This is a genomic window from Pseudoalteromonas sp., assembly GCF_036960685.1.
GTDB lineage: Bacteria > Pseudomonadota > Gammaproteobacteria > Enterobacterales > Alteromonadaceae > Pseudoalteromonas.
This window is the reverse complement of the sequence record NZ_JBALXK010000014.1, coordinates 20,042-41,641: the sequence shown is the minus strand read 5'-3', so window position 1 is coordinate 41,641 and position 21,600 is coordinate 20,042. Positions and strand designations below refer to the sequence as shown.

Below are 21,600 nucleotides of genomic sequence, written 5' to 3'. Positions count from 1 at the left end.
CGTTAAATTCTGTGCAAATTTTGGCGTTTATAGGGCTAAAATGGAAGGAAAATCGCAAAAAATTGAAAAGTAAGTCAAAAATAGGTATAAATAAATATTCTCAATCTGTGTTTACAACGTATAGGGCCTCTGATGAGCAAACTAGACAAAACAGAAGTATTAAATGCCTTTGAAGCAGCATATAAAGCAGCCAATGGTAAGAAACCTGAAATAACCACTAAACCTGGTTGGTATAGCATCGATGGTGGCAAAAATTTGCGCCTTGCAGATATTGCTGAATTAACTGAGCAGCTAACATCAGGCGCAACGTCTGACAAACCTGCCGCTAAAGCACCAGCTAAAAAAACTAAAACAAAAGTAGCTCCCGCTAAAGCAGCTGTTAAAAAAGCGCCATTTACTGTATCAACAGCCAATGAAGATGGCTACACAGCCGAAGAGTTTTGGATTGTGTACCTAGCTGAAAAAGAGCATGATTGTCGCCTACCACGCGGTGTTGTGTAAGCTAGTTTAGTGTTAATAAAAAACCGCTGTTAAGCGGTTTTTTTGTGCATTACGTATTGCTCAAGTTTATTATTTACTCTGTTAGATAATAACCCGCAACTCACAATGAATACGGTACCCAGCAACACTGGCATGAGCAGAAAATCCCAACTTTGCCCGCTTAATATAATCAGAATAGGGTTCGCACCTGCTGCTGGATGAATAGTGTCAGTTAGCATCATCGCTGTTATAGCTAAGCCTGTGGCTACAGCAATGCTCATTGGATCCCCCCCCACAAAGTTTACAAAAACAACGCCGATTAACGCAGTCAGAAAATGCCCTATTATGACGTTTTTTGCTTTTGCTAACGGGCTATGTGGTACGCCAAACACGAGTACCGCTGTAGCACCAAATGGGGCCATTAACCACATTCCATAATTCCCTACACTTTCTAAATACGCCAATACCAATAATGTCATTGCAGAACACACACCAGCACTGAGCGCTTTATAAAACGAATAATTCATAGTTACCTCCAAACAAAGTAGACCGACTTGTCTACATGCGTCAATATAGACAAGTCGGTCTACTTATGTCAAGCTTACATTTTTAGGAGTGAACATGGATAAACGCACCCATATAATTAATACGGCGCTGAATACCTTCTATCAAAAAGGCATTCACAGTGTTGGTATTAACGAAATACTTAAACTTGCGAATGTGGCAAAAAAAACCCTTTATAACCATTTTGTTAGTAAAGATGAGCTCGTCTGCGCATGCCTGGAATTAAGAGATCAACGCTTTAATCAATGGCTCAGTAAGCAAATTGCAGACTGTAAAACACCGCAACAAGTTGCCAGTGCATTATTTAGCGCTATCACAAGTTGGATAGATAATAAAGCGCCTGAGCTTGGCGATTTTAATGGCTGTTTTTTTATTAATACAGCGGCCGAATACCCTCAGCCCGATCATCCAATTGCTTTACAGTGCAAAGCGCATAAACAAGCGGTGTTGGATCTGCTAATTACTACGCTCAGTCAAACTGCGCAATTACAAAATCAGACAGCTAAAGCAACTCAATTGGCACAGTTACTAATGACTCTAAAAGAGGGTATGATCTGCCAAGCACGAGTCACGCATACAACCAATCACTTTTTACAAAACCCTAAGTTTTTAGCTCAGTTAATGGATGCGCAAGCATAAAAAAAGCGGCTATTAAAGCCGCTTAGTTATTATGCAAAGAGCAAGTTATCTATTGCTCTTCAAAGAACAATTTATCGCGTTGTTTTTGACCCACTTCATTCATTGTTGCGGCATCAAACAAGCGACCATTGATCATCGTGTAATCCACCTTATCCGTGTCACGGATATTGGTCAGCGGATTGCCGTCAATCACCATTAAATCAGCAAGCTTACCAACCTCTAGCGAACCTATGTTTTGATCAAGACCAATGTATTTAGCCGGATCAAGTGTTGCGGCACGAATTGCCTCAAGTGGGGTCATACCGCCTTGTGCAAACATCCAGATCTCCCAATGCGCGGCAAGTCCTTCACGTTGGCCATGGGCACCTAAATTCACTAACACCCCTAAATCTTGTAGCTCTTTTGCAACGCGGGCATTATTAAAGTGGTTATAGTGATGATCGGGAGCTTTAACACGACGCATTGAACGCGGCAGCAATTGATTTTTCGGCACGAATTTACTTAAACGAGGGTGATTCCACACGTCGGTTTTATCGTACCAATAGTTTTCACCCCAAATACCGCCATAGGCAACCCCTAGGGTTGGCGTATAGCCCACATCACTTTGTGACCAAAGCTGCTTTATATCATCGTAAATATTTGCCACAGGTATTGAATGCTCAATCCCAGTGTGGCCATCAACCACCATAGTTAAGTTATGTTGCAGCAATGAGCCACCTTCTGGCACCACCATCATCTCAAGCTCTCTACCGGCTTCAATTACTTGCTGGCGTTGCTCACGACGTGGTTGGTTATATGACTTAACACTAAATGCGCCAACTTTCTTTAAACGCTCGAGATGGAATTTAGCATCCTCAAACGAATCGATATGCGAAGTATAACCAGGCATATTGGCACCATACAAAATAGTGCCAGTTGAGAAAATACGCGGGCCAACAATACTCCCCGCTTTTTGCATTTCGCTGGCTGCAAAAATTTCCGTCGTATCATTTGATGGATCGTGAATAGTGGTTACCCCCAGCGATAAACCAGCTAAGTTTTTCCAGTTTTGCTCCGGAATGATTTCATCACTGGCTTGTGAGCCATGGGCATGTGCATCAACAATACCAGGCATAATCGTTTTGCCTTTAACATCAATCACTTTGGCATCTTTTGGAATGCTTACATCCGCTGCTTTGCCAACGGCTTTAATATGCTTACCATCAGTTAATAATACACCATTTTCAATTACTTGCTCACCTTGCATAGTGATGATGCGCGCACCAGTTAGCGCTATCATACCTTTAGGTTCAGCCATTTTAGTGGTGAAACCAATGTTATCACCGCTTTTTACTTTGAAATCGACATCATCGGCTTTATCTATATCAAACAAACCCGCTAAACTCGCATGATAAAGCTCAGGGCCTAAGCTCCAATACAGTTTATCGCTATTAGTGCTCCAGCTAATATTCTCACCGGCGCGCACAGATAACTGTTCAATTGGGAACTGGTTGTCTTTAGGACCAATATTAATGGTTTTACCACTTTGCACTAAGGGAGTAACAAACACTTTAAAGCGCTCTGCAAAGGCTAAATATTTGCCATCCGGCGATACTCTAAACTCAGTGGCATGCTCAGACTCATACAATTTAGAGATTTTTTTAGAATCCAGCTCAACCACACTCAAAGTGGGCTTTGGCCACGGACTCATTACATAAATATGATCATTTGCTGCTGCGAATTGTGGCTGATAACCACTTTTCGTAATAAGCTCTGCGTTACCGCCTTTGCTACTAACGGCATAAATACCAGGGTGCAAAGACCAATCAGGGTTTAAAATACTGCCACCTGAAGCTTTGCGATATACCACCGTTTTTCCATCAGGGCTAAATGTTGGCTCAACATATTTACCCGGCTCGGTGGTGATATCATCGCCGCGACCACTGCGTGCTGACACAACCCTTACAGCGCCTTGTTCATTATCGTCCCACGTTACATAAACAATTTTTTTACCATCGCGTGAAAACTGCGCAAACAATTCAAAATGGTCGTTTTGTTTAGTTAAACGTTTGACTTTACCTGACTCTAAATCACGCTTATAAATATGACCTAGTGCTTCAAAAATAGCCGTTTCACCATCGGGTGACACTTGTACATTACGAAGCATTTTTACATCAAACTCATCACTATCAATGTTTTGCGTAAAACGAACTGCTTTTTGAATTTTCTTCGTCGCTTTAACTGCAAATGGCACTGTTTCTACATCACCATCACTGACATCCAGTTTGTGAATAGTCCCACCGGCCCAAAATACCAGCGCTTTATTATCCGGCGTCCAGGCAATCGTTGGATACACACCGTGGATAGCCCAAGTCTCTTGCATATCACGTTCAAGCTTATCATATAGTTTGGTGTGTTTACCGCTGGTTAAATCATATAAATAGAGGCTCGTTTGAAAGTCATCACGCTTAATATACGCCAGCTTTTTGCCATCTGGTGATGGCGTTGGTCGAATCGCGCCACCGACACCATCAATAATCGTCTCTATCTCACCCGTTTGGCGATCATAGCGTTTGATTTTATAAATACCAGCGATAGAGTCTTTTGAATAATGGAAGGTTTTCCCCGGTGTGGCATCATGAGAAAAGTACACATAACGGCCATCAGGTGAGAACATTGGCTCACCTAAATCTTTTTGGTCATCCGCGCGTTTAGTTAGTTGTACACCCTTACCACCGGCTTTGTGATAAAGCCAAACCTCACCTGCGCCCAATGAGCGAGTTGCTGTAAAATGCTTACGAGCGACTATGTAATCACCATCAGGGCTCCATGCTGGGCTATTGAGTAAACGAAACGTTTCATCGGTTACCGGCGTTTGGTTTTCACCGTTTACATCCATTAGCCAAATATTATCGCCGCCACCTTGATCTGAGGTAAACGCAATATGCTTTCCATCAGGGCTAAAGCGTGGCTGCATTTGCCAAGCAATATCAGAAGTAAGCTGCACCGCCGTGCCACCTGCCATAGGCATGGTATAAATATCACCAAGTAAATCAAATACGATGGTTTTACCATCGGGGCTGATATCAATATTCATCCACGTGCCTTGTGAGACACTGATGGCCGCATCTGCAAACTGCCCTTGTGGGGCATCTACTTGCCATTTTTCATCATTACTGTCTTGTGCTTGAGCTTGGCCATAAAGTGCCAATGACACAGCAACAGCCATCGCTGTATGGAGCATTGTTTTCATTGTATTCTCGCTTGTTCTTGTTGTTTTGTTTATCAACCTAAACTCTAATAAATAGATTTATTAGTATCGATTGCAACAAAATCAGCAACAAGTTACCAGCGATATCTGATAAAGCGCAGTTATTTGGCGGTTAATGCCATTTTATCGGGTCAAACTGGTAATAACCGACCAGCAAACTGTATATTTCAGGGTCGTAATGGCGCAGCTCCGCGGGTTTTTCAAGGAACGTTTCTGTAAGTACAGCAAAAAATTCGGCTTCATTAGTCGCGCCATAGCTATGAATAACATGCGGCATATTATAAGCCACATGAGTTTTTAACTGGTTATAGGCACGGCTAAAAACACGCCCCCACTGTTGATAATCCGTTTGCTTTGCTAACAACGGCGTACCGGTTGTTTGCCCTGTTTCTTGATCAAGCTGATGCGCAAATTCATGAAACACTAAATTATGGCCGTCACTGGGCAAGCGATTACCTTCTAATACATCATGCCAACTTAATACTAAAGTGCCGCCAGGCCATGATTCTCCTTGGCGCACTGTATTGTGATAACTCACCAACCCGGCGCTGTCACGGGACGTTTGCGGGGCATAATATGCACTTGGGTAAAGCAAAATTTCTTTCACATTTTGATATAAAGGCCATGGTTTATTGAGCACTAAAACGCATGCGTCAGCCGCAACAATTAGCTTCATCGCATCATTGAGCTTTAAGCCATCACAGCCGATAAAACGTTTCTCATTTAAAAACCATACAATATGACGCTCTAATTTTTCACGGTCGCTGTCAGTCATTTTTTGGTAAATTGGCATGCAGCGAAGTAACAACGCTTTTTGTTGGTCGTTTAAACAGAAGTCTTGGTATTTCCTTTGCCACAATCGATTTTGGATTATTGGCCATCGCCAATACACAACCACAAACGCAATCAGCGCCAGCATTAATAATCCGTTTACCATATTAGTGTCCACTAAAAAGCTATGCAGTATTAATATGTCCGTTGGCTGGTAAATTCAATTAGTTAACTACAAATAAAAAGCCGCATACCTATTTAACCTGAACTCTGGAGACTGATTTAGTATCCAGATTTCTGGTTATGTAAGATCTACGGCTGCATACATCCTGCTGCTCTAATAACAGGCTTTAAGGCCATAAATTAACGATACAGTGGCTGCCATGCACAAGTTCGGTAGCCATTACGCTCAAAGTAGAAGCGGTTACAGTTATCATCATAGTTACTGTTACCTACATCGATGCGATGACCACTCATATACTGATTATGCAGTGACACTTGCTGGCCGTTATATAACAAAGTGAAATGTACATGCGGACCAGACGATTGTCCGCCTTCACATAACGCTTGATTATAACTATTAGCATAGCGACCAAGCCACGCTCCAGGCTGGACAGAATCACCACTGTTATATTGTAGATTAGACATATGATAATAGTTGGTTGAATAGCCACTAGCATGTGTTACGCGGATATTACATGATGAAAAACGTGTAACTGTGCCGCCATGCGCCGCTTGCACGTATGGCGTATTACTCCCCCAGTTACCTGAGCCGTTATTAAAATCAAGCGATGAATATGGGTAACCAGAGCCTGTATTTGAATGAGCACCGCCGCTATACCAGTAGCCTGACGGCCAAGGGAGATCCATAGAAAAACTGGCAGCTACAAATTGTTGATTACTGCTTTGTGCAGTATTTTTTGATGAACGTTGTAGCTGCACACTACTTTCGGGGAATAAACGATCAAAAGTGGCTAAAAAGCCGCTTAAATCGTCATTCGCGTGATTAACTTCATGCTGATCCACTGCCAATTTATTGCGTTTTTTAAACACACTAACTAAAGCTGCGGTAGCCGCAGTACTGCTATTGGCACTAGCCGAATTAGTTCTAGCTGTTGTTGCCGTCGCTTGGCTCTCTTGCCACTGTTTGTAAGCGTAAAATCGCTGGCTTAATTTTGTTACCACATCTTTTATTTGTGCGTCAAAGCCCTGCTTATCAGATAAAGCTGATAACGGATTAGTGAAGTCAGCATCCGAGTTTGAAAGTAAACTGCTTTGCTGTTCAATCAAGGCTAAAATAATTTTGGGATTAATGCTGGTAAAACCTGCCCAATGCAAAATAAGTTCTTTTTTATCTTCTAGTGCAGGGGCATGAAGAGCAAAAAAGTTATCCCAATCCTCATTCAATAAAGCATTATTAAATACAAACTGAGTATCATCAACTGCCAGTAAAGAGTTTAATTTTAGTGATTCAATAGACTGGGTAGTAAACGAAAAGCTATCGTGGTTATGACCTTCGCCAAACACCGCGGGAGAGACGCCTAAAACACCTGCGAGTACGAAGTTAATTATGGTATTTTTCATCTTTTGTTCCTTGTATCAATATCTAAAAGATCCCTAACTGGGAACAAAAGGTATAGCACCAAGGTTAAATTAATGTTAATGAAATGTTTTTATGTTTATATTAATAAATTTTATGTACCTGATATCGTATGGCCTGTGGCGTTTTTATGAAAAAACAAAACAACAAAATATGCACAATTAATTATAGCAAACAAGCAGGTTAAGAGTTCTATGGTTTAACACTCACCGTATCCGGAAATGTTACCTCTATCCTATTTCGACCATTATTTTTTGCTTTATATAATGCCTGATCTGCTTGCGCTAGTAACCGATCATAATCATTAACGGTCAATGAGTCCGCAATACCAAAGCTAACCGTAACAGTTAGCCCACTGGCAATATTTGAGAAATCGTAGTTTGCAATTTCCACCCGTAACTGTTCACATAATTGCGCGGCTTGTTGCGCGGTTTTATTAGGGAATAATAAGGTGAATTCCTCACCTCCCCAGCGAGCGACAAGACTCGCGTCATTCTCACCACACTGGCTTAACAGGTGAGCGACGACACAAATAACCCGATCGCCAATAATATGTGACCAGCCATCATTGATACGTTTGAAATGATCAATATCCATAATCGCGATTGCTAGTGGCAAAGCTCGCTGTTTAAAGTCCGAAAAATTATCAGCAAGCCAACTATCAAAAGCACGACGATTTGGTAAATCGGTTAGCTGATCGTGAGTTGCTTGATGAGCAAATGCATCCGTTTGTTGTTGTAAATCGCTCGTTTGTTGCTCAACACGAATAGTGAGTTCTTTTTCAATGTTCTTATAATGATAAAGACGGTATTGATACAAGGCGTATGCAAGTAATAGTAACGTAAAAAACATGACCAGTTTGAAACTTGTTTTTTGCCAAAAATATGACTGAATAACAAAGTTAACGGTTTTATAATTATCTTGCCACTGACTATTCGGGTATCCCGCTCTTACCATAAAAGTGTATTTACCCGGAGCAAGGTTAGTATATTCTGTAATTGTTAAGCGCTGACGATTAACCCATTCATTATTATAACCAAGCAATTTTGTTTGAAAATTCAGCCTCTGCGGCATAATAAAACTCAAGCCAGCATAATGAAATGATAACCGCGACGTACTTGGCGGTAAAAGTATCACTTCTTCGTCGTATAATAAGGGGGTATTTTTACCATCTACATACAAATTTTCAATGACTGTTGGCAGTGATATTTGTGTGGCTTTTTTTATACGCTCGGGCATAACAGTGCTGGCTCCTTGAGAAGTTGCAAACCAAATACTGCCGTCGTTATGCAGTGTTGCAGCTGGGTTAGAACCCCCATTGGCTTGCGCGCTAAGCATACCGTCACCTTCATCATAGAGCTGGTATTGTAATTTTTGGCCTCTCGTGTTGATTGGGTCATCTAAAAAATCACTCACTTGTTGCTGCTTAACTTGAATAATACCGCGGTTACTCGACAACCAAAACGAGTCTCCTTGTGCCACAAGCTGAAAGAGTTTATCAACGGGTAAACCTTGTTCACGACCGAGCATAGCAATATCGCCAGTAATAACATTAAAACGAATTAAACCTCTGTCAGTGGTCATCCACATAAAGTCTTGTTGAGCGTAAAAACCAAATGCATATTTTGCGTTAAATTGCTGAGGAAATGCCTGCCCTTTGAATTCTCCCAGCGCGCTATTAAACATGGCAACACCAACACCTGTGCCCACCCAAACATTGCCATGGCTATCAAGGGAAAGCGCCATAATAAAGTCACCTGGCAGCCCTTGTTCGGTCGTAAATTGAGTTAATGAGCCATCAGTATCAATACGTGTTAAACCTGCTGCGGAGCCTATCCACAAACGTTGTTCATTATCAAATAAAAGGGCTCTGATCTCATTACTGAGCAAACCATTATCACGATTAATGACTGGGTAGATTTTTTTATCGATAACACGCATTAAACCGCTGGTATAAGTACCAACCCACACATTACCTTGTTGATCTTCAGTTAAGCTAAGAATAGATAATGGGTCCTGATCTAATGCCGGTTTAATCGCTTCAACTTTATCATCACTAATACGATTTAAACCTAAGCTGCTACCCACCCACATACTGCCATCTGCGCGAGAGAGTACGCTGCGTACATAGTCACCATTGAGACCTCGTTTTTTCGTCCATGATGAAAATGGCGCTTCACGTAAGCGATATACGCCACCGTTAGTACCGACCCAGATACTTTTTTCACGGTCTTGCATTAACGATAAAATACGATTTGCTGGCAAGCCTGCATCGGCATCAAGTTGCTCTAAACCAATTTCACTGAGCCTAAATAGGCCTTTATTGATAGTACCAAACCAAATGTCATTATGATCATCTTGTAATAAGCTAGAAATAGACTCCCCATCAAGTTGATGGATACTTTCAAACATATCACCCACTAATCGCCATGCGCCTTTTTCACCAGCAACAATCAGTTGGCCTTGCTTAGTTAATAATAGCGAATAGATAGAATTATTCGGTAATCCATGACTTGGCGTGACCAACTGCGCCGTTTTATTTTCGACTCTATACAAACCATCGCTGGTAGCGGCCCAAATCACCCCCTTGTTATCCTCAACTAATCTATACGCACTAAGATTAACTAACACAGTATGTTCAGGCCCATTATCAAACTCACGATAGGTCACACCATCGCCTTCAAGTGCCAACCACATTTCACCAGAGCGCGTTTTTAATATGTAATTAACCATGGCTGAGGCATCGGCTTGCGCGATCCAATGTCTATCTTTTAAATGACTAACACCGCCACGCGCACCTGAAATATACAAACTACCATCAGCTTGCGGGGCTAAGCTGCGTAGACCAGAATCAGGCAAACCGGATATTTCTGAGCGGGTAAATAGCTTAAACTCACGACCATTAAAACGGGCTAGTCCTTCCCAAGTCGCAATCCACACATAGCCGTCGTTGGTTTGCGCAACACTATTGATACTATTATGGGGTAAACCCGAGCGGGTATTCCATGTTTCAGCAAAATAGTCATTAAGAGGTAAACGAGTTTGCTCAGCAGCCAAGCTGCTAAACATCACAAAAATGAAAAAGCAAAAACCTAAACGGATCATTATACTAAACGCCTTAGCAATTATGGCGAGCTAACAACTTAGCACTAACACAAATTAAATTAATAATGATTTATTAGTAGTTAATTATCATTACATTTCACTGCTTGGTAATTATACTAACATAGTGTTAGTTTTATTTTCATTAACTAAATAACACAATTTGTTTACGTCTAAACTAAACTATTCTAAACACAAAAGTCATCAATACTGCGTTGCAGTTGCTCAATAAACTTAGCCACATGCAAACCATCCATTAAGGCATGATGCACATCTATAGAAAACGGCATTTTACCGGTTTTGGCATTGAATTTACCAAACACTAATTTTGGAATACCATAATTATCGGTTTGGCTAAAAGCATGCGAAAAACTCATAAAGTCTAGCCACGGTAATACTGAAATATGCAGCAAATCGGCCTGCCCTTCGGTGCATGTAAACGCTTCAGAAAATAACGGTTGTTGTTTTGCGGCTAGGCTCACAGCACTCGCATGCACTTGAAAATCAGCAAAACTCGGCTTTGGTAATAAATAACTAAAGCGAAAAGTATCATCATCCGCAAGCTCAACCACACTGGCTCGTTGGGCGGCTAATTGCCAAGGCATGTTATCAATGATACGTAACAACATTGGCTGATAACTATTACTCGCCTGAAGCGTCGCATAAATATACGCATGAAAAAATGAACATTGTTGTGTTTTACAGTACTGATAAAGTGCTGCCATATCTAGCTGCACACAAACATTAAAATAAGGTTGGGTAAACTCTTTAAACAACGAGAAATGTTGTTGGCGAGGCCAAGAAGTTAAATCAATTGGAGTCATTATTGCAAACTAAACAGCTTAGGATAAGCGTATCGTGAGGGATTTATTACATAAAGTAAAGGCGTGTAATTACACGCCTATATACCAATCGGCTTAAATATTTAACCATTCTAGCGTGCTAAATAAAGCGCTAACTGCGTTATAAATTTCTAAAGTAGAACAACTACGTGTCGAAATTTATGCCTTGTTATCACTCTATTTATCTGTCGCTATAAATGGCTAATAACTTAACACGATTGGTATTAGCTATTACAAACCGTTTTTGATGATCTCTTGAGCTAGTTCATCAGCAATTAAATGAGTTGATTTTTGCTCTTTTTCACTGCGGGCAAAAATTTCAGTTAAAGTATCGTAAATCCCTTCAACATGTTTATTTGACGCAGCAACAGAGTAGCCCTCTGGCGCAGTTTCATAATAAACATTAATAATACCACCGGCGTTTATCACATAATCCGGCGCATACAAAATACCTTTTTCACGAATAATTTCACCGTGACGCGACTCTGCTAATTGGTTGTTTGCACATCCAGCAATAATCGTCGCTTTAATACGAGGGATCGTTACATCATTAACGGTTGCGCCCAACGCACATGGCGCGTAAACGTCTACATCAAGGTCGTAGATTTCATCTATGCTCACTGCAGTTGCTGCAAAGTCATTTACTATTCGGTCAATGGCAACTTGGTTGATATCAGTAACAAATAAAGTCGCACCAGCTTCATGTAAATGTTTACATAAACCATAAGCAACGGCACCTAAACCTTGCACGGCGACTTTAATACCGGTTAGGTCCTGATGGCCACGTTGATGCTGTAATGCCGCTTTAATACCTAAAAAAGTACCATAGGCAGTAAAAGGTGATGGATTACCACTTTTACCTTCAAGGCCTAATACGTAGTTGGTTTCTTTATTCATAATGGCAACATCATCACAGGTGATATTAACGTCTTCGGCTGAATAATAGCTGCCATTTAAACGTTCTAATTGACGACCAAAGGCACGAAATAACTGCTCAGATTTAATCTCTTTCGCATTCCCGATAATCACTGACTTACCACCGCCAAATGGCAGACGTGCTACGGCATTTTTATAGGTCATACCTTTTGATAAACGCAGCGCATCTACTACCGCGTCGTCGTCACTGGCATAATCCCACATTCTGCAACCACCTACAGCAGGGCCTAGGTTAGTATTATGAACGGCAATAATTGCTCGAAGGCCTGATTCTTTATCTGCACAAAAAACCACTTGTTCGTGGTTATCAAAGTCAACTTGATTAAACACAGCCACTTTATCTTACTCCGAAATTTGTAACCCGTGAGAGGGTATGCACGCTGAAATTGCCGAGACTTTATCACTTCAAATTGCGCCTTACCACTATATGAGATGATAAAACTAATCAAAATAGCTAAACATCATAAACAAATGAAATAAAGCAAATAAGATGCATGTTTAATTCATAAAAGTAGCAATGCGAAGAATATAAATGCAGATTAATTGAAAAATTGCCACAGTAGCTTTACGTGAACGTAAAAGGCAAGTTTAGTGTAAAGTAAATATTACAACCAGAATAACGATAATATATGTTTAAATAGAGTGAGTTATGCGAGGTTTGCGGAAATTATTGAAACTGGTCAGATCTGACCAGCGGTATTTAACATTTGCTAAATACCGCACAGAATCAGCGACGGATTATTTTAACTTACCGTCTAGCTCTTCAATTTTAGCTTTCCAAATCGCAGGGCCTTGCGTATGCGCATTGGCGCCTTCGCTATCAACTGCAACGGTAACTGGCATATCTTCTACTTCAAACTCGTAAATAGCTTCCATACCTAAGTCTTCAAACGCCACAACGCGGGCTTTTTTGATAGCTTTAGATACTAAGTATGCTGCACCACCCACTGCCATCAAATACACTGACTTATTATTTTTGATAGATTCTACAGTTGCTGGACCACGCTCTGCTTTACCAATCATACCAATGATGCCTGTTTTCTCTAACATCATGTCGGTAAATTTATCCATACGGGTAGCCGTTGTAGGGCCTGCTGGGCCTACCGCTTCATCACGTACCGCGTCAACTGGGCCAACGTAGTAGATAAATTTATTATCAAAATCAACGCCCTCTGGTAAACCTTCGCCTGAGTTGATCATATCTTGTAAACGTTTATGCGCCGCATCACGGCCAGTTAAAATAGTGCCTGACAATAATACTGTCTCGCCCATTTTCCATTCACGGGTATCTTCTTTGGTTAACGTATTTAAATCAACACGACGTGTGCCTTCACCTACCTCAAACGTTACTTCTGGCCAATCTTCAAGTTTTGGCGCTTTTAAGTTCGCAGGGCCAGAACCATCAAGGGTAAAGTGAACATGACGAGTCGCTGCACAATTAGGGATCATTACCACAGGTTTTGATGCGGCGTGTGTTGGTGCGGTTTTGATTTTCACATCAACGACCGTAGTTAAACCACCGAGGCCTTGTGCACCAATGCCCAGTTTGTTTGCACGTTCAAAAATATCTAAACGTAATTTTTCTTCCGTAGTTTCGGCGCCACGTTCCATAAGCTCATGGATATCAACAGGATCCATTAATGATTCTTTTGCAAGCACCGCTGCTTTTTCAGCTGTACCACCAATCCCTATTCCCAACATGCCCGGTGGACACCAACCAGCGCCCATCGTCGGTAAAGTTTTTTCAACCCATGCTGCTACGTCATCAGACGGATTGAGCATCACCATCTTGGTTTTATTTTCAGAGCCGCCGCCTTTAGCTGCCACCATTACTTCTACTTCGCCGCCTGCCACTAAATCAATGTGGACTACTGATGGCGTGTTGTCTTTGGTGTTTTTACGGGTGCCAGCAGGATCGGCAACAATCGATGCACGTAAAGGGTTATCTGGGTTCAAATAAGCACGACGCGTTCCTTCATCAACCATTTGTTGTACGGTTAAATCTGTTTTATCCCATTTCACATCCATACCTACTTTTACAAAGCAGGTAATAATGCCGGTGTCTTGGCAGAGTGGACGTTTGCCTTCAGCCGACATACGCGAGTTAATTAAAATTTGCGCAATAGCATCTTTCGCCGCTTTACTTTGCTCTTTGTTATAGGCTTTTTCGAGTGCTTGGACAAAATCAAGTGGGTGATAAAACGAAATATATTGTAGAGCATCTTCAATGCTATCAATAAAGTCTTGCTGACGAATTGTACTCATAGGGGTTCCTTAAGTTACCTTTACGTATTTTATACACGTAACATAAATCAAACCGGTGACGGTGGTTTGCAAAGCCAGAGGCAGCCTTTGTTATTCACTAAACGCTGCCAAAAAATTTTAACTTATGATACCCTCCCTGCCCGTTTCGAGCCAGTTTTTCAGGGTAAAAAAATAGATGATAAAACAACATAAAACCTGCGTTCAATTAGACATTTCGCTCAACTGCGTAGAGGTTTTCGCCTATTTTGCTGATTTACCTTATGCAATACTGCTCGACTCTGCCAATAGCGAGCATGTAAATAGCCGTTATGATCTTATTGCGATAGCGCCTAGCCTACGCCTTGAGGTTAAAAATAATCACACCTATATTAATGACAAATTGACAACGCAAGACAGCTTCAGCGTCATCCAAAGCGAGCTTGCCAAGCTTGATAACAGTAAAGCACAGCACGACTTGCCGTTTAGTGGTGGTTGGCTGGGTTATTTTGGTTACGATTTAGGTCGCATAATTGAGCACTTACCAAAACAAGCTATTGATGATATTGCCATGCCACAAATGGCAATTGGCTTATATCCTGACGCATTAATTTACGACAAACAACGCGGCCATTGGTTTTATATCGCGCAGCCAAATATTGATAGGCAGGCCCTGTATCTTGATCCGATAGCAACGCAAGTGCCTGTTTATCCTGAGTTTGAAATAACCCGTGACTGGTCCTCCAATATGAGTCTTGCTCAATACAGCGATAAATTTGCCAGAATCCAAGCCTACCTAAAAAGTGGTGATTGCTACCAAATAAACTTAGCACAGCGCTTTTCGGCGCAATATCAAGGCTCGCCGTGGCAAGCGTATTGTACGCTTAGAGAAGCCAACAAAGCGCCATTCTCTAGTTTTATAAATCACCCCGATGGCGCTATTGTGTCAATTTCACCAGAGCGGTTTATCGCCATCAAGCAAGGCCACATTGAAACTAAGCCTATTAAAGGCACCTTGCCGCGCTGTAAAGACGCGCAAGAAGATGCCGCACAAGCCACTCGCTTACAAAATTCAGCAAAAGATCGCGCCGAGAATGTGATGATTGTAGATTTACTGCGTAACGATTTAGGTAAAGTTGCCAAGCCAGGCAGCGTACACGTACCTTCGTTGTTTGCAATTGAGAGCTTTCCAGCCGTGCATCATTTAGTTAGCACCGTGACAGCACAGTTAGCCGATGATAAAACCGCAGTTGATCAGCTCAAAGCTGCTTTCCCCGGAGGCTCTATTACTGGCGCACCAAAAATACGCGCGATGGAAATTATTGAAGAATTAGAACCGCATCGCCGCAGTATTTACTGTGGCTCAATTGGTTACTTAAGTGCATGCGGCAACATGGATACCAGCATTACCATTCGCACCTTAGTCTGTCATAATCAACATATTTATTGTTGGGCTGGCGGCGGGATTGTGGCAGACTCTCAAGTGGATTTGGAATACCAAGAAACTTACGATAAAGTAAATAAAATTTTGCCTTTATTGAAGTAACCCATTTGAATAGCCAACAGCTTATAGCTCGTTTTCAGCTAACGGCGCCTAATACTGACATTCCAGCGCATCATGCTTATTTACAAGGTACTCAACGAGCCAGTGCCGTGATGCTGCCCTTGATTGATATCAACAACATTGCGCACATTTTATTATGTAAACGTCCAACCTTTTTAAATCATCACCCTGGCGAAATTTGTTTGCCTGGCGGTAAACATGAACACAGTGACATCGATTTACGCAACACCGCCCTACGCGAGCTACATGAGGAACTTAATATTGCTCCTGAGTATGTCAGTGTAATTGGCCAATTACCCGATTACTCTACCCTTACAGGATTCACCATTACGCCATTTGTTGGTGTGCTCGCAGCAAACACCCAGTGGCATCCCGATCACAATGAAGTTGCGGCAAGTTTTTTACTACCCGTAAATACTTTAGCGAATGTAAACAATTGGCAACCCTTGCATTTTGAGCGACGCGGAAAGGTAATTACTTTACAAGGCTTTTCAACCCCTTACGGACTACTTTGGGGGGCAACGGCTAGCATTATAAAAAACTTTACAAAACAGCTCGCCATACCAGTTTAAATCTCTGTCGCAAAGGGTTACAAGGGTACAATTACGCGTTATTATGTGCGACCGTTCAAAGGCAGCAATCGTGCTGAGTAAAAGTAGAGTAAAGTTATTATGATCAGTGCATTCGATATGTTTAGTATTGGCATTGGCCCGTCGTCTTCACACACAGTCGGTCCTATGCGTGCATCGCGTTTATTCGTTAACGAACTACAACAAAAAAATTTATTAACCGATGTCACCAGCGTTAAAGTTGAGCTATATGGTTCATTAGGCCAAACTGGTATTGGCCATGGCTCTGGTAAAGCCGTTATTTTAGGGCTTGCGGGTTATGACCCGGAAACCATAGATGCCGATTTAGTTGACGACATTCTCGCTAAAATTGAAAACGAACAAGTTATCTATTTAAATCAAGTTCATAAAGCGAAATTCCCCAAACAGGGAGCGATCGTATTTCATCGTCGTAAAACCTTACCTAAACACTCAAATGCAATGGAGATCATTGCATTCAAAGGTGACGAGAAACTCCATAGTAAAGTGTATTACTCAATTGGTGGTGGTTTTATCGTTACCGATGAAGAATTTGAAAAAGAAAAACAAGCAGCGCTGGATATTCGTGAAGAAAACCCAGCACCGTATCCTTTTGGCAGTGCCAAAGAACTGCTTGAGATGTGTAAAGAATCAGGTTTTAGCGTATCTAGCCTGATGATGAAAAATGAAAAAACGCTGCGTACTGAAGATGAAATCAAAGATGAACTATTCAATATTTGGCAAGTAATGAAAGCCTGTATTGAACGCGGTATGCGCACCGAAGGTATTTTACCCGGCGGTTTAAAAGTAAAACGCCGTGCTCCGAGCCTGTATTTAAAGCTCAATATTGAAGTAAGTAACGATCCACTGCGAGCAATGGACTGGGTAGACTTATTTGCCCTTGCCGTTAACGAAGAAAACGCCGCCGGTGGCCGGGTAGTTACAGCACCGACCAATGGTGCAGCGGGCATTCTACCAGCCGTATTAATGTATTATCACACTTTTATCAAAGAAGTTGACCGCGATATTGCAACTCGTTATTTGCTCACTGCCGCTGCGATTGGCATCTTATACAAAAAGAATGCCTCGATTTCAGGCGCTGAGGTTGGTTGCCAAGGCGAAGTTGGGGTTGCTTGTTCTATGGCAGCTGGCGCACTGACAGAAATCGTCGGGGGCAGTGTATTACATGTTGAAAATGCCGCCGAGATTGGCATGGAGCATAACTTAGGCTTAACCTGCGATCCGGTCGGTGGTTTAGTACAAGTACCTTGTATAGAACGTAATGCAATGGGCGCTATTAAAGCGATTAACGCATCGCGCTTAGCTATTCGTGGTAGTGGCGAGCAAAAAGTATCACTCGATAAAGTGATCAAAACCATGCTTGATACCGGTAATGATATGAAAACTAAATACAAAGAAACCGCACGGGGTGGTTTGGCTGTAAACATTATTGAATGCTAACTTTTTAGTATGATCAAAAAAGCCGCATTATGCGGCTTTTTTAATTCTAAAAAATCGCCTTTATTTAACTGGCAACTCGATATCAGCAAACAACTTATCAACGTCTTCTTGATTACGTAATAAGCTCGCTCTTTCCACGCGCTCTTTGGTTAAATGCGGCGCAAAACGCTCTATAAAGTCATACATATAGGTGCGCAGGAAACTGCCTTTTCGAAAGCCAATTTTAGTCGTACTAGCTTCAAATAAGTGACTGGCATCAATACACACTAAATCGGTATCGGCTATTTGGTCAATCGCCATAGATGCAACAACACCCACACCTAAACCTAAACGCACATAGGTTTTAATAACATCAGCGTCGGTTGCAGTAAATACAATATGCGGCTCAAGCCCTTGTGCATTAAACGCTTTATCTAGCTCTGAACGGCCAGTAAAACCAAATACATAGGTAATTAATGGATACTGAGCAATATCAGCAACAGTGAGAGACTCCGCTTTTTTCGCCAGTGGGTGATCTTTTGCAACCACGATACTACGATTCCAGTGATAGCACGGTAGCATCACTAAGTCTGAATACAAATGAAGTGCTTCAGTGGCAATGGCAAAATCGGCATCACCGCGCGCCGCCGCATCAGAAATTTGCTGTGGTGTACCTTGATGCATGTGTAATGACACAGCTGGATACTTTTTCATAAACCCTTGGATCACGCTTGGCAAAGCATAACGAGCCTGTGTATGCGTGGTGGCAATATTTAACTTACCTTGATCTGGTAAAGTATGTTCATTTGCCACCGCTTTAATACCTTCTACCTTAGAAAGTATTTCACGAGAAATGTTAATAATTTCTGTGCCCGCACTAGTAACATGCGTTAAGTGCTTGCCGCTGCGGCCAAAAATTTGCACGCCCAACTCATCTTCTAACATACGTACTTGTTTAGAAATACCTGGTTGTGAGGTAAATAAACTCTCAGCTGTTGCTGAAACATTTAGTTTATGATTTTGGACTTCGACGATGTATCTGAGTTGTTGTAATTTCATGGCTGCATTTTTTAGTGTAGTTATACTGCTTATTTATAAATGCTACATCGCGTCAAGCCAAGTGTTTTCTACTTAATAATAGAAAAAGGCTCTCTGAGATCAGAATTATAAGGTTATACGCTTAGGCTAGCATAAACCCTCGTATTGAGGTAGCCATCTTTTTGACGGAACCTAAAAATAAAAAAAATCACAATCTATATAGTAATAAATACTGAGAAAATGAATTCTTTTTTGACATAAAACGCGCAAAACTACCCTGTTAGCATATATTTAATGTAAGATAAAAATTATTAGCTTGTGAAACCTGAGACCTAAACCATGATCGTTTCTATTATTATTATGTTGATTGTTGCACTTATTGTCATTGCCCTGTGGGTCAGTGCAGTACAACAGCATAAAGAGAAACAAGAAACCGAACGTCGTAAAGATTTAACTAAACAAAAAAAAATCATTGAAGAGTCCGAAGACGTATTACTAAATAGCGCTAACATCCCTATGTCTGAGAATATTTTACGTATTCTTCAGCGTCGTATTCACGATGCACTAGTAACTATGGTGCAACTTTCTCCCAGTTCTAAAGAATTAAAAAATCGCTTAAAAGAAGCAAAAGAACGTTTGGGCAACCCACTTGACGCCACTAATTCAGAAAACTTAGTGCTACCTGATAACGACAAGCAATTGATATCACTGATCCAAGGTATTAAAAAATTACGCGCAGTGCTGCGCTCTGAACACGGTAAAGGTAAAGTAGATAGCCAAATTTTTGTTGCTGAAGATAAACGTTTAGAAAAATTACAATTAAGAATCAATATAGAAAGCCAAATCAAACGCGGTATCTCCGCACGCTCAGCCAACATGGTAGGATCAGCACGTCAATACTTTGAAAAAGCCTACGCGACAGTATCTGCAGTGGCCTACAGCGATGACTACATCACTGGTAAACGTCAAGAGTTAGAGGGTTACTTAGACGCCATTAGTACTGAGTTAAAAGCATCAAATGCAACAGCACTGAAGAAAAAAGCCGAGCAAGAACAAGACGATTTAGATGTATTATTTGCACCAAAGAAAAAGTGGTAAAACCACTTTTTCTTTGTCGTAATTGTTAAAAATCGAATTACGATAAAAACGCAAACTTAACCACAAACATCGCCGTTAAGATCCACACACTGATACTCACCTCATCACGTCTACCACACAATACTTTTACCGCCGTATACGAAATAAAGCCAAGCGCAATTCCATGGGCAATTGAAAATGTCAGGGGAGTCATCAGTAATACAACACTCACTGGAATTGCGTCTGTCATGTCATCCCAATTAACAAACTTGAGATTCTGTAGCATCAATACCGCCACATATAAGATAGCGCCCGCAGTAGCATACGCTGGGACCATTTTAGCCAGCGGTGCAAAAAACATCATCAATAAAAAACACAGACCAACAACAACGGCTGTTAAGCCTGTACGACCACCAACAGAAACCCCTGCGACCGATTCGATGTATGACGTGGTTGTAGAAGTACCAAGCACTGCGCCTGCAATTGTCGCTGTACTATCAGCACTTAAAGCACGGCCTAAGCGCGGCATATTACCTTTTTCATCAGCAAGACCCGCTTTTTGAGTTACCGCGACCAAAGTACCTGAGGTATCAAATAAATCGACAAACAAAAATGCAAAAATAACACTCAGCATTGACAACTCCACTGCCGCGGCAAAATCAAGTTGCATAAAGGTAGGTAGGATTGAAGGAGGCATAGACATCACTCCTTGATACTCAACTAAACCTAAACTTAATGCAATGGCAGTTACTAATAAGATACTGATCAGCACGCCACTTTTAAAATCACGATACAACAAAGCTGCAATAATAAAAAAACTAAAAATTGCCAATAATGGTCCTGCTGCGGTTATGTCACCTAGCTGAACTAAAGTCGCAGGGCTTGCCACGATGATGCCGGCATTTTTTAGGGCGATTAATGCTAAGAATGCGCCAATTCCCGTAGCGATTGCTTGTTTTAAAACCAAAGGTATTGCATTAATGATCCACTCTCTGACTTTAAACAAACTTAAAAACAAAAAGATACAACCCGACATAAACACCGCACCTAACGCAGCCTGCCAGGTATAGCCCATGCCAAGTACAACACCATAAGTAAAAAAGGCATTTAGCCCCATACCTGGCGCCAGCGCTAATGGATAATTAGCCCAAAGGCCCATAATAAAACAACCAATTGCGGCAGCTATACAGGTTGCAACAAACGCCGCTCCCTGATCCATACCCGCTTCTGCTAACATGGCTGGATTTACAAAAACAATATAAACCATGGTAATAAAGGTGGTAAGGCCAGCAATACATTCACGACGCACAGTTGAATTGTGGTCGCTAATTTTAAATAACGCGTCAAGCATAGATGAGTTTCATTTTAGATAGGAATAATTGTGTAATTTTATCATATATTTCAAGAATAGCAGGACATTTTACCTTGTATTAGACTAAACTTACGCGGTAATAGACAACAATAATATA

At 41.4% G+C, this 21,600-nt stretch carries 16 protein-coding genes; 6 read left to right on the top strand and 10 right to left on the bottom strand.

What is annotated here, in order from left to right; all coding sequences use genetic code 11:
• Positions 1–132 precede the first annotated feature (132 nt).
• Positions 133–501 carry a hypothetical protein gene (locus V7783_RS12860; RefSeq protein WP_335679055.1) on the top strand — a complete coding sequence of 123 codons (369 nt, stop codon included), beginning with the start codon at positions 133–135 and terminating at the stop codon, positions 499–501.
• 29 nt (positions 502–530) lie between these two features.
• Here the strand turns inward: V7783_RS12860 and V7783_RS12855 are convergent, their stop codons facing one another.
• Positions 531–1,007, bottom strand: a complete 477-nt coding sequence (locus tag V7783_RS12855; RefSeq protein ID WP_335679054.1) for an HPP family protein — start codon at positions 1,005–1,007, stop codon at positions 531–533.
• A gap of 94 nt (positions 1,008–1,101) precedes the next feature.
• Here V7783_RS12855 and V7783_RS12850 point away from each other — a divergent pair, with 94 nt between their 5' ends.
• The gene (locus V7783_RS12850) at positions 1,102–1,683 is read left to right on the top strand and encodes a TetR/AcrR family transcriptional regulator (protein WP_335679053.1); all 582 of its coding nucleotides are present in this window, start codon (positions 1,102–1,104) and stop codon (positions 1,681–1,683) included.
• 49 nt (positions 1,684–1,732) lie between these two features.
• Here the strand turns inward: V7783_RS12850 and V7783_RS12845 are convergent, their stop codons facing one another.
• The 7 genes from V7783_RS12845 to V7783_RS12815 form a co-directional block, all read right to left on the bottom strand.
• The gene (locus V7783_RS12845) at positions 1,733–4,915 is read right to left on the bottom strand and encodes an amidohydrolase family protein (protein ID WP_335679052.1); all 3,183 of its coding nucleotides are present in this window, start codon (positions 4,913–4,915) and stop codon (positions 1,733–1,735) included.
• A 130-nt stretch (positions 4,916–5,045) separates the two neighbouring features.
• Complete coding sequence (locus V7783_RS12840) at positions 5,046–5,870, bottom strand: M90 family metallopeptidase (RefSeq protein ID WP_335679051.1); 825 nt, start codon at positions 5,868–5,870, stop codon at positions 5,046–5,048.
• 197 nt (positions 5,871–6,067) lie between these two features.
• Entirely contained in the window at positions 6,068–7,288 is a 1,221-nt protein-coding gene (locus V7783_RS12835) for a M23 family metallopeptidase (protein ID WP_335679050.1), read from the bottom strand.
• Between the two features lie 208 nt (positions 7,289–7,496).
• Positions 7,497–10,409 carry a two-component regulator propeller domain-containing protein gene (locus tag V7783_RS12830; RefSeq protein ID WP_335679049.1) on the bottom strand — a complete coding sequence of 971 codons (2,913 nt, stop codon included), beginning with the start codon at positions 10,407–10,409 and terminating at the stop codon, positions 7,497–7,499.
• A 185-nt stretch (positions 10,410–10,594) separates the two neighbouring features.
• Complete coding sequence (locus V7783_RS12825; RefSeq protein ID WP_335679048.1) at positions 10,595–11,230, bottom strand: CatA-like O-acetyltransferase; 636 nt, start codon at positions 11,228–11,230, stop codon at positions 10,595–10,597.
• A 249-nt stretch (positions 11,231–11,479) separates the two neighbouring features.
• Entirely contained in the window at positions 11,480–12,520 is a 1,041-nt protein-coding gene (locus V7783_RS12820; RefSeq protein ID WP_335679047.1) for a Leu/Phe/Val dehydrogenase, read from the bottom strand.
• Between the two features lie 402 nt (positions 12,521–12,922).
• Positions 12,923–14,449: a fumarate hydratase gene (locus V7783_RS12815; protein WP_335679046.1), complete on the bottom strand. Its 1,527-nt coding sequence runs from the start codon at positions 14,447–14,449 to the stop codon at positions 12,923–12,925.
• Between the two features lie 175 nt (positions 14,450–14,624).
• On the opposite strand from V7783_RS12815, the gene pabB reads away from it, so the two are divergent.
• The 3 genes from pabB to V7783_RS12800 all read left to right on the top strand — a co-directional run bounded on the left by pabB (position 14,625) and on the right by V7783_RS12800 (position 18,037).
• Positions 14,625–15,971 carry an aminodeoxychorismate synthase component I gene (gene pabB / locus V7783_RS12810; protein ID WP_335679045.1) on the top strand — a complete coding sequence of 449 codons (1,347 nt, stop codon included), beginning with the start codon at positions 14,625–14,627 and terminating at the stop codon, positions 15,969–15,971.
• Positions 15,972–15,976: 5 nt separating this feature from the next.
• On the top strand, positions 15,977–16,561 hold the full coding sequence (locus tag V7783_RS12805; RefSeq protein ID WP_335679044.1) for a CoA pyrophosphatase: 585 nt from the start codon (positions 15,977–15,979) through the stop codon (positions 16,559–16,561).
• A gap of 99 nt (positions 16,562–16,660) precedes the next feature.
• Positions 16,661–18,037, top strand: coding sequence for an L-serine ammonia-lyase (locus V7783_RS12800; protein WP_335679043.1), 1,377 nt, complete (start codon positions 16,661–16,663; stop codon positions 18,035–18,037).
• 60 nt (positions 18,038–18,097) lie between these two features.
• On the opposite strand, the gene cysB is transcribed toward V7783_RS12800, so the two are convergent.
• Entirely contained in the window at positions 18,098–19,075 is a 978-nt protein-coding gene (gene cysB, locus V7783_RS12795) for an HTH-type transcriptional regulator CysB (protein WP_335679042.1), read from the bottom strand.
• Between the two features lie 318 nt (positions 19,076–19,393).
• Here cysB and V7783_RS12790 point away from each other — a divergent pair, with 318 nt between their 5' ends.
• Complete coding sequence (locus tag V7783_RS12790; RefSeq protein ID WP_335679041.1) at positions 19,394–20,152, top strand: hypothetical protein; 759 nt, start codon at positions 19,394–19,396, stop codon at positions 20,150–20,152.
• Positions 20,153–20,189: 37 nt separating this feature from the next.
• On the opposite strand, the gene V7783_RS12785 is transcribed toward V7783_RS12790, so the two are convergent.
• On the bottom strand, positions 20,190–21,482 hold the full coding sequence (locus tag V7783_RS12785) for an NCS2 family permease (protein WP_335679040.1): 1,293 nt from the start codon (positions 21,480–21,482) through the stop codon (positions 20,190–20,192).
• Positions 21,483–21,600: the final 118 nt, after the last annotated feature.

Excerpts from the sequence above, each read along its gene's own strand:
- V7783_RS12860 (WP_335679055.1), top strand. The coding sequence starts at position 133 with ATGAGCAAACTAGACAAAACAGAAGTATTAAATGCCTTTGAAGCAGCA.
- V7783_RS12855 (WP_335679054.1), bottom strand. The coding sequence starts at position 1,007 with ATGAATTATTCGTTTTATAAAGCGCTCAGTGCTGGTGTGTGTTCTGCA.
- V7783_RS12850 (WP_335679053.1), top strand. The coding sequence starts at position 1,102 with ATGGATAAACGCACCCATATAATTAATACGGCGCTGAATACCTTCTAT.
- V7783_RS12845 (WP_335679052.1), bottom strand. The coding sequence starts at position 4,915 with ATGAAAACAATGCTCCATACAGCGATGGCTGTTGCTGTGTCATTGGCA.
- V7783_RS12840 (WP_335679051.1), bottom strand. The coding sequence starts at position 5,870 with ATGGTAAACGGATTATTAATGCTGGCGCTGATTGCGTTTGTGGTTGTG.
- V7783_RS12835 (WP_335679050.1), bottom strand. The coding sequence starts at position 7,288 with ATGAAAAATACCATAATTAACTTCGTACTCGCAGGTGTTTTAGGCGTC.
- V7783_RS12830 (WP_335679049.1), bottom strand. The coding sequence starts at position 10,409 with ATGATCCGTTTAGGTTTTTGCTTTTTCATTTTTGTGATGTTTAGCAGC.
- V7783_RS12825 (WP_335679048.1), bottom strand. The coding sequence starts at position 11,230 with ATGACTCCAATTGATTTAACTTCTTGGCCTCGCCAACAACATTTCTCG.
- V7783_RS12815 (WP_335679046.1), bottom strand. The coding sequence starts at position 14,449 with ATGAGTACAATTCGTCAGCAAGACTTTATTGATAGCATTGAAGATGCT.
- pabB (WP_335679045.1), top strand. The coding sequence starts at position 14,625 with ATGATAAAACAACATAAAACCTGCGTTCAATTAGACATTTCGCTCAAC.
- V7783_RS12800 (WP_335679043.1), top strand. The coding sequence starts at position 16,661 with ATGATCAGTGCATTCGATATGTTTAGTATTGGCATTGGCCCGTCGTCT.
- cysB (WP_335679042.1), bottom strand. The coding sequence starts at position 19,075 with ATGAAATTACAACAACTCAGATACATCGTCGAAGTCCAAAATCATAAA.
- V7783_RS12790 (WP_335679041.1), top strand. The coding sequence starts at position 19,394 with ATGATCGTTTCTATTATTATTATGTTGATTGTTGCACTTATTGTCATT.
- V7783_RS12785 (WP_335679040.1), bottom strand. The coding sequence starts at position 21,482 with ATGCTTGACGCGTTATTTAAAATTAGCGACCACAATTCAACTGTGCGT.